General features: G+C 48.9%; 10 protein-coding genes and 1 tRNA gene. 5 read left to right on the top strand and 6 right to left on the bottom strand.

The window, feature by feature from the left end:
* The 4 genes from Q0614_RS12570 to Q0614_RS08285 all read right to left on the bottom strand — a co-directional run.
* Positions 1 to 56, bottom strand: a 56-nt coding sequence (locus Q0614_RS12570) for a prepilin-type N-terminal cleavage/methylation domain-containing protein (RefSeq protein ID WP_366125051.1), incomplete at its 3' end; no start/stop codon positions are given.
* A 277-nt stretch (positions 57 to 333) separates the two neighbouring features.
* Positions 334 to 1,506 carry a carbon-nitrogen hydrolase gene (locus tag Q0614_RS08295; RefSeq protein ID WP_298787955.1) on the bottom strand — a complete coding sequence of 391 codons (1,173 nt, stop codon included), beginning with the start codon at positions 1,504 to 1,506 and terminating at the stop codon, positions 334 to 336.
* Between the two features lie 20 nt (positions 1,507 to 1,526).
* The gene (locus Q0614_RS08290) at positions 1,527 to 2,519 is read right to left on the bottom strand and encodes an agmatine deiminase family protein (protein WP_298787953.1); all 993 of its coding nucleotides are present in this window, start codon (positions 2,517 to 2,519) and stop codon (positions 1,527 to 1,529) included.
* Positions 2,520 to 2,572: 53 nt separating this feature from the next.
* Positions 2,573 to 2,649: transfer RNA gene (locus Q0614_RS08285), tRNA-Arg, on the bottom strand.
* 315 nt (positions 2,650 to 2,964) lie between these two features.
* Between Q0614_RS08285 and Q0614_RS08280 the strand changes: the two genes are divergently transcribed.
* The 5 genes from Q0614_RS08280 (at position 2,965) to Q0614_RS08260 (ending at position 5,691) form a co-directional block, all read left to right on the top strand.
* Positions 2,965 to 4,278: a sodium-dependent transporter gene (locus tag Q0614_RS08280; protein WP_298787952.1), complete on the top strand. Its 1,314-nt coding sequence runs from the start codon at positions 2,965 to 2,967 to the stop codon at positions 4,276 to 4,278.
* Positions 4,279 to 4,345: 67 nt separating this feature from the next.
* On the top strand, positions 4,346 to 4,969 hold the full coding sequence (locus Q0614_RS08275; protein ID WP_298787950.1) for a hypothetical protein: 624 nt from the start codon (positions 4,346 to 4,348) through the stop codon (positions 4,967 to 4,969).
* Positions 4,970 to 4,985: 16 nt separating this feature from the next.
* Complete coding sequence (locus Q0614_RS08270; protein ID WP_298787948.1) at positions 4,986 to 5,135, top strand: hypothetical protein; 150 nt, start codon at positions 4,986 to 4,988, stop codon at positions 5,133 to 5,135.
* Entirely contained in the window at positions 5,128 to 5,337 is a 210-nt protein-coding gene (locus Q0614_RS08265; protein WP_298787946.1) for a hypothetical protein, read from the top strand. Before Q0614_RS08270 ends, Q0614_RS08265 begins: the two co-directional genes overlap by 8 nt.
* Positions 5,338 to 5,544: 207 nt before the next feature.
* Entirely contained in the window at positions 5,545 to 5,691 is a 147-nt protein-coding gene (locus Q0614_RS08260; protein WP_298787945.1) for a hypothetical protein, read from the top strand.
* Between the two features lie 134 nt (positions 5,692 to 5,825).
* Here the strand turns inward: Q0614_RS08260 and Q0614_RS08255 are convergent, their stop codons facing one another.
* Complete coding sequence (locus Q0614_RS08255; protein WP_298787944.1) at positions 5,826 to 6,167, bottom strand: hypothetical protein; 342 nt, start codon at positions 6,165 to 6,167, stop codon at positions 5,826 to 5,828.
* Between the two features lie 389 nt (positions 6,168 to 6,556).
* The coding region (locus Q0614_RS08250) for a peptide-methionine (R)-S-oxide reductase (RefSeq protein ID WP_298787942.1) at positions 6,557 to 6,736 on the bottom strand (180 nt) is incomplete at its 5' end.

Below are 6,736 nucleotides of genomic sequence, written 5' to 3'. Positions count from 1 at the left end.
ATACCTAAAATAACGATAACGAAGATCAACTCGATCATAGTAAAACCTTTTTTCATGGTTTACTCCTTAAATAAAATTCATCCCGCATACCTATATGCGAAACTTGGCAGAATTATAGAGAAAAATTTAAAAATTGTCAATAGTTTTTGGCAAATTTTTTACAATTTATTTACAAAGTCCGATTTTGCGGGCATTGTAAAATCAAAATTTTAAGCCCATTCGATCTATTAATGTGTTTTGGTGTCGCCTCTGCACATGGATACCATAAAAATAATTTGCTTTCATTATCACACATCAGGTGATAAGCCATATGTCTATTCGAGATGCAGGATATTACAGCCCGTATCTCTTCGTAAGAATTCCATACTCCTCTACGCGTCTATCGCGCAAAAACGGCCACCAGCGGCGCACGTTTTCGCATCTTTGCATATCGATGGTTATGACTTCGCATAGCTCATCGGCGCTGTTTGCGCGAAACAATTGCTCGCCTTGCGCGCCAAAAACAAAGCTATTGCCCCAAAACCTAATCCCCTCTTCGCTGACAAGCTGATCCACGCGCTGTTTATTCGGCAGCACCTCTAAAGTTTCGCCGTTAAATTTTATCTCTATCGAAATTTTTAAATTCTCTCGCGCCGCCTCATTTTTCGCGGGCAAAATTTCGCCGCCGATCGCCATTTTGCCGCCACCCGTTAGCGCCTCGTTATTAAAGGATAAAATTCCGCCCTCGCTTAAAATTTTACTCTCGCCGCTCGCATCCGTGGAGCGCGAAATTTTATCGCGCACATTCAAATTTGCTTCGCTCCCGGATAAAATTTCATCCGGCGAGACCTCGCTCAGAGCGGCGCTCTCAAAGCCCACGCGGTTTACGGCGATTACGGGTAGGGAGTTTGCCACCGCATGCCCGCGCTGTACCGCAACCCAAGCCTCCAATTGGCGCGCTTTTTCGTCCTCGCCGTCACCGTCGAACCACCCGATCGCAGTCGGATATATGAGCAGCTCGGCACCGCGTAGCGCCATCGCGCGCGCCGCCTCGGGATACCACTGATCCCAGCACACGAGCACGCCGAGCCGCCCCACGCTCGTATCTATGGGCTCAAAGCCCAGATCGCCCGGCGTGAAATAAAATTTTTCGTAAAACTGCGGATCGTCGGGAATATGCATCTTGCGATACCGACCCGCGATAGAGCCGTCGCGCTCGAAGACCACGGCGGTGTTGTGATACAGCCCTGCGGCGCGACGCTCGAAAAGCGAGCTTACCAGCACGACGCCAAATCTCTTCGCTACCTCGCTCCACAGCCGCAAATCGCGCTCGAAATCCTGCGCATAGTCGAAATTTTCGGTATTTTCGCGCTGGCAAAAATAATGCGTCTGATGAAGCTCTTGCAAAACGATTAACTGCGCGCCCTTTGCCACTACGCGCGCGATGAGCTCGATGCTACGCGCTATCGTGCGCGCCTTGGTACCTTCAAATTTATGCGAAATCAGTCCAACTTTTAAAATTTTCATATTTTTCCTTCGGTCTAAATTTAAAGCCTGAATTTATTCATGCACGAGCAGTGCAGCGAGCCGTTTTGGCGGATAAAAACGCGTGCGTTCACTCCCACTACTTCGCGATCCGCGCATGCCGTACGCAGACGCGACAGCGCCAGCTCGTCCGCGGCGCGGTTTGGATCGTGCGGATCTGCGGGGTCTGCGTAGGTAGGCACGATGAGCGCGCCGTTTAAAAAGACGAAATTTGCGTAAGTCGCGGGCAGCCTGCGCCCCTGATAAAAGATCGCGCGCGGGATCGGCAGCTCGATCACGTCGTATTCGAGCGATGAAATTTCATCCTTCATCGCGCCAAGCTCCGCGTAGTGCAGATCGCTCGGATCATCGCACGACGAAATAGCCACGATGTGCGGGCTTAGAAAGCGTGCGAGAGTATCGACGTGGCTGTCGGTATCGTCGCCTTTTATGAAGCCGCGCTCTAGCCAGATTATCTTTTTTAGGCCAAAAATTTCACGCAGCCGCGCGTCCAGTTCGGTCTTGCTTAGGGAGTTGCGATTTTCGTTCAGCAAACACGCGCTAGTAGTTAGCATCGTGCCCGCGCCGTCAAAATCGACGCTGCCGCCTTCTAAGATCAGATCTACGTCTCGCAGCGGGCGGGCGTTCGCGGCGTAAAGCTTGGAATTTAACGCGTCGTCCTTGGCGCTTGCAAATTTGCCGCCCCAGGCGTTGAAACGAAAATTTAACCCCGTGATTTTGCCGCCCTCCTCTACGTCGATCGCGCCGTAATCGCGGATCCACGTATCGTCGGTATCGATTTGCGCGAAGCTCGCGTTTGCTAAGCCGCCGCAAATTTGCTCAAAATCCTCGCGGCTCGGCGCGATCGCGACGACCGGCTCAAACCTCGCTGCGGCGGCGATAAAGTCGCGGTAAGCCGCCCGTATCTCGCCCAAATACGGCGCCCAGTCGGTGTCCGCGTGCGGCAAAGACACCAAAAGCGCCTCTTGCTCTTCCCATTCGGCGAATGCTCTCATTTTTGCTCCAAGATTAAAATTTCACGGATTATAGCGAAAAAAATATTTGTAGATGGTGCGCCCGGAGGAATTCGAATCCCCGACCTTTTGAACCGCAATCAAATGCTCTATCCAGCTGAGCTACGAGCGCACGAAATAAAAGAAAACGGGATTATAGCGTTTTTAGCTTAAATTTAGCCAAAAACCGGAGTAAATTTCGACATGCGATAAATTTCAGCTCGCTCAGATTTATCGCGCCGAATTTTAACTCGCTTAAATTTTGCGCACTCTTTAAAATTTTATGAGTGAAATTTAACTATTTAAAATTTGCTTGCTCAAAATTCTGCAAGCTCAAACCCAAAATGCCCTAAAATTTTACCGCTCTGTAGCCCAAATCCTACGCACAATAAATAAAATTTAAATACTTTTTTGCTACCATAACGCAAATTTAAATAGGGGTATGCAAATGAATAAACGAAGTTTCTCTTCGCGCTGGGCTTTCATCATCGCCTGCGTGGGCTCTGCCGTGGGTATGGCAAACGTTTGGGGCTTCCCCTACAAACTCGGCACGAACGGCGGGGGCGCGTTTTTGCTGATCTATCTATTTTTTATCGCGCTGTTTTCCTACGCGGGGCTTAGCACCGAATACGCCATCGGACGCCGCGCCAGAACGGGCACTTTGGGCTCTTACGAATACGCATGGAAAAGCCGCGGGCTCGGCACCGTCGGCAAGATCATCGGCTGGCTGCCGCTCGCGGGCTCGCTGTGTATTGCGATCGGCTACGCAGTTATCATCTCATACGTGCTCAAAGCCCTAGCGCAGGCCATAGACGGCTCTTTGATGAGCGTGGATACGAACACCTGGTTTGAATCCTTCGCGCTAACGCCCTATTCGGTCGTGCCGTTTCACTTCATCGTCGTTGCGGGCACGCTTTTTACGCTATTTTTCGGCGCGCACAGTATCGAAAAAACCAACAAAATCATGATGCCGCTATTTTTCATCCTTTTTGCGGTGCTCGCAGTCAAAGTCGCCATGCTACCGGGCTCGGGCGCGGGGTATAAATTTCTATTCACGCCCGATTTCGGCAAGCTCGGCGATCCGATGGTGTGGATATCTGCGATGGGACAGGCGTTTTTCTCGCTTTCGATCACGGGCTCGGGTATGATCGTTTACGGCGCGTATCTGCCTAAAAACGAAGACGTCGTCTCGGCTGCGAAAAATACGGCGTTTTTCGACACGCTTGCGGCGATGGTGGCCGCGCTAGTGATGATCCCTGCGGTATTTGCGTATCACACCGATCCCGCCGCGGGTCCGGGGCTACTTTTTGTGACGCTGCCTAAAATTTTACAAGACATGATCGGCGGGCAAATTTTTGCGATCATCCTCTTTACGGCGGTGATCTTCGGCGGAATTTCATCGCTTCAAAATATGTTTGAGGTCGTCGCCGAGTCCTTGATGCATAAATTTCCGCGCCTGAACCGCACCTGCACGCTCGTGCTTTTGTGCGTGATCTGCTTCGGCGTGGGCGTGAATATGGAAGCCATCGTCAAATGGGGGCCGTGGATGGACTTTGTCTCGATCTACATCATCCCGATCGGCGCGGTCATCGGCGCGGTTTCGTGGTTTTGGGTGATCAAAAAGGATGAAATTTTAGATGAAGTAAATTCGGGCGCATCCAAGCGGTACGGCGCGTTTTGGTACAACACGGGGCGCTTTTTATACGTGCCGCTGGCGATGTTGCTTTGCATAATCGCGCTAAGCATGCATATTTCGTTTTGAGTTAAATTTTATCATCGAAATATGAGATTAAAAAATTTAATCTGCAATGAATAAAAGGATCGATTGTATGAGCGATTTAGAAAACAAAAATTCGCCAAAGCCCGAATTGCGCGAATGGGATTCGAGACCTACGAAAATCCGCAAAAAATCCAAGCTCTCTAAATTCGCAGAATATTCGATGCCTATTTATGCGCTTATATCTTTATCGGTGTTTTTTATACCAATAAAAGTTTTAGATAAAAGCGAAGCCTGCGCTAGTTTCGTTAAATTTATGAAAGGAATTTTTCCGAATATCGAAGCCTTTGAAGCTATTAGCGCAATGCCCCAGGTTACAGCTTTTTACGTAAGTTTTATGTGGATTTGGGTAATTGTTTGCTCGGCTTTGATGATTTATCTTAGTTTTTACAATATGCCAAATATCTATGATTTAAAAGTTTTTCCAAAAGGAATTCCCGCTATTATATTTACGTTTTTCTTGGGATATCTGGGAACTACGTATTATTATCTAGGCGAAATGGCTACGGGAGAAATCAGCTTCGGACTAAAAAGCTTTAACCTATATTTTGCCTCGAAAATTAAGATGTATTTTTGGATTACATTTTTTTCTCTATGGTTTATTGCCGGTTGCGGCGTTGGTTCTTGGGGTTTGATTTTTACAATCTGTGGTTTTAAAAATTTGAAAAAATATTAATCAAAAGATTTGAAGAATGGGATATCTTATAAGCGATAAGCTGATCGATATCGGGCTCATTTTGTTTTTCGGCGGCTTTGGCTTTGTATGCTATATAAACGGCGTATTGGGCATAGGCAAAGACTATATGCAGCGCAATAGAATATTTCGTACGCTGGATGTTTAGTCCAAAGCACATCTTGCGATCCAATACGCCGTTTGATTCGAGCGAGCCGCTAGAATTAAAATTTAAAGAGCCCAAAAGCAAGCATTTGATCTACAATTTTTTCGAGTTCATCATTCACTATGCGATAATCGCGCCGTTTTTAGCGATCTATGCGGGGATTTTTCTATTTTGCGCGGGGCTCGTCATCAAAATTTTATCCTAAATTTAAAATTTGCGACGCGGATGCAGAACGGGCATTGCATAGACGCCGTTTTCGTTGCAGAATTTCAAATTTTACGCCGCATCTCTTACTAAGCATGCACCGCTTCCGTGTCTTAAAAAGTAAAATTTCAAAATTTTATCCCCAAATTCACGACTTGCGAATTTTATGCCGTATTTTCTGTTTCTTGGGGCGGGAAGGGAGCCCCAATTGCGAGGTCGCTCCCCTTCCCGCCCCAAACCCCACCCAACCTCCGACGACGCTAGCGGGGCGGACTGCGTCCGCGCATTTTTATTTAGCGGCTCGCGCCGCATGAAATTCCGTATCGATAAATTTTTAAAATTCCACTACCGCTAAATTTTTATCGTATTTGGAATTTTAAAATTCCATCCTTAGCCGCCAAGCCAATTTATCCGCCGATAAATCATCAAACCGCCGACCGACCGCAAAACCGAAACGGCTCGCGGCGATGGAATTTAAGCAATGCGAGCTCAAATTCCATCCACGGCACGGCTTCTCCGTGGCGCGTTCATTTTGGCAGCAGTGCGCCCGCAGCCGCACTCTATTAAAATTCTATTCGGAGCCGCCGAACCGCCCTCGCCTTGTTTAAATTCTATCGCACAAATTTTGCCGAGTGCTAAGGCGGAGGATGAACCGCCTTTACTTTGTTTAAATTCCGCCGCACCGACTGATCGCCGACCAGCCGCAGGATCGGTTACCAGCTCAGTTGCAGGACCTATCGGCAGCAAGCCAGCCGCAAAACCGAAGCAGCTCGCCAGGGCAAACGATCTAGCAAAACCGACGAGAACGGCCGCAGATAAACCTGTCGTCAAACCAAGGAATCGCCGAAGCAGACGAACCGCGGAAGCACCATATCGGTCGTCGGTTTGGTTTCAAAACCGCTTGGTACGCCAAATGAGCAGGCCGATTAACAATCCGAGCCGCAAATCCCCGACTGATTGCAATCCGAGCGGACTGATCCGCAAATAAGCAGACGGGCTAACGAGCTAGACGATCTAGCCGCAAATTGCCGACTAATTGCGAGCCGAGCCGCTAAGCCGCTCGGTCACAGACCAGCCTCCAAGTCGTAAGCATAACCCAAAGCCACCCGGCAAGCGGGCTAGCCTCAAAATCGCCCAAGCCGCAAGCCAGTCCCGAAACTGCTTGGTTGCAAGCTAAACTAGAAGCCGCCCAATAAGCAGGCCAATCCCGAAACCGCCGCTTACTCTACGTAAATTTTATACTCGCCGTAGCCGCGCGCGTCCATCTCCTCAAGCGGTATAAATTCCAAGCTAGCGCCGTTGATGCAGTATCTCATACCGCCCTTATCTCTCGGTCCGTCCTCAAAGACGTGTCCTAAATGGCTGCCTCCTACGCGGCTGGAGACCTCGACGCGCTGCAT

The organism is uncultured Campylobacter sp. (genome assembly GCF_937997595.1).
GTDB lineage: Bacteria > Campylobacterota > Campylobacteria > Campylobacterales > Campylobacteraceae > Campylobacter_B.
The sequence above is the reverse complement of the archived record's forward strand: the minus strand, read 5'-3'. Positions and strand labels throughout refer to the sequence as shown.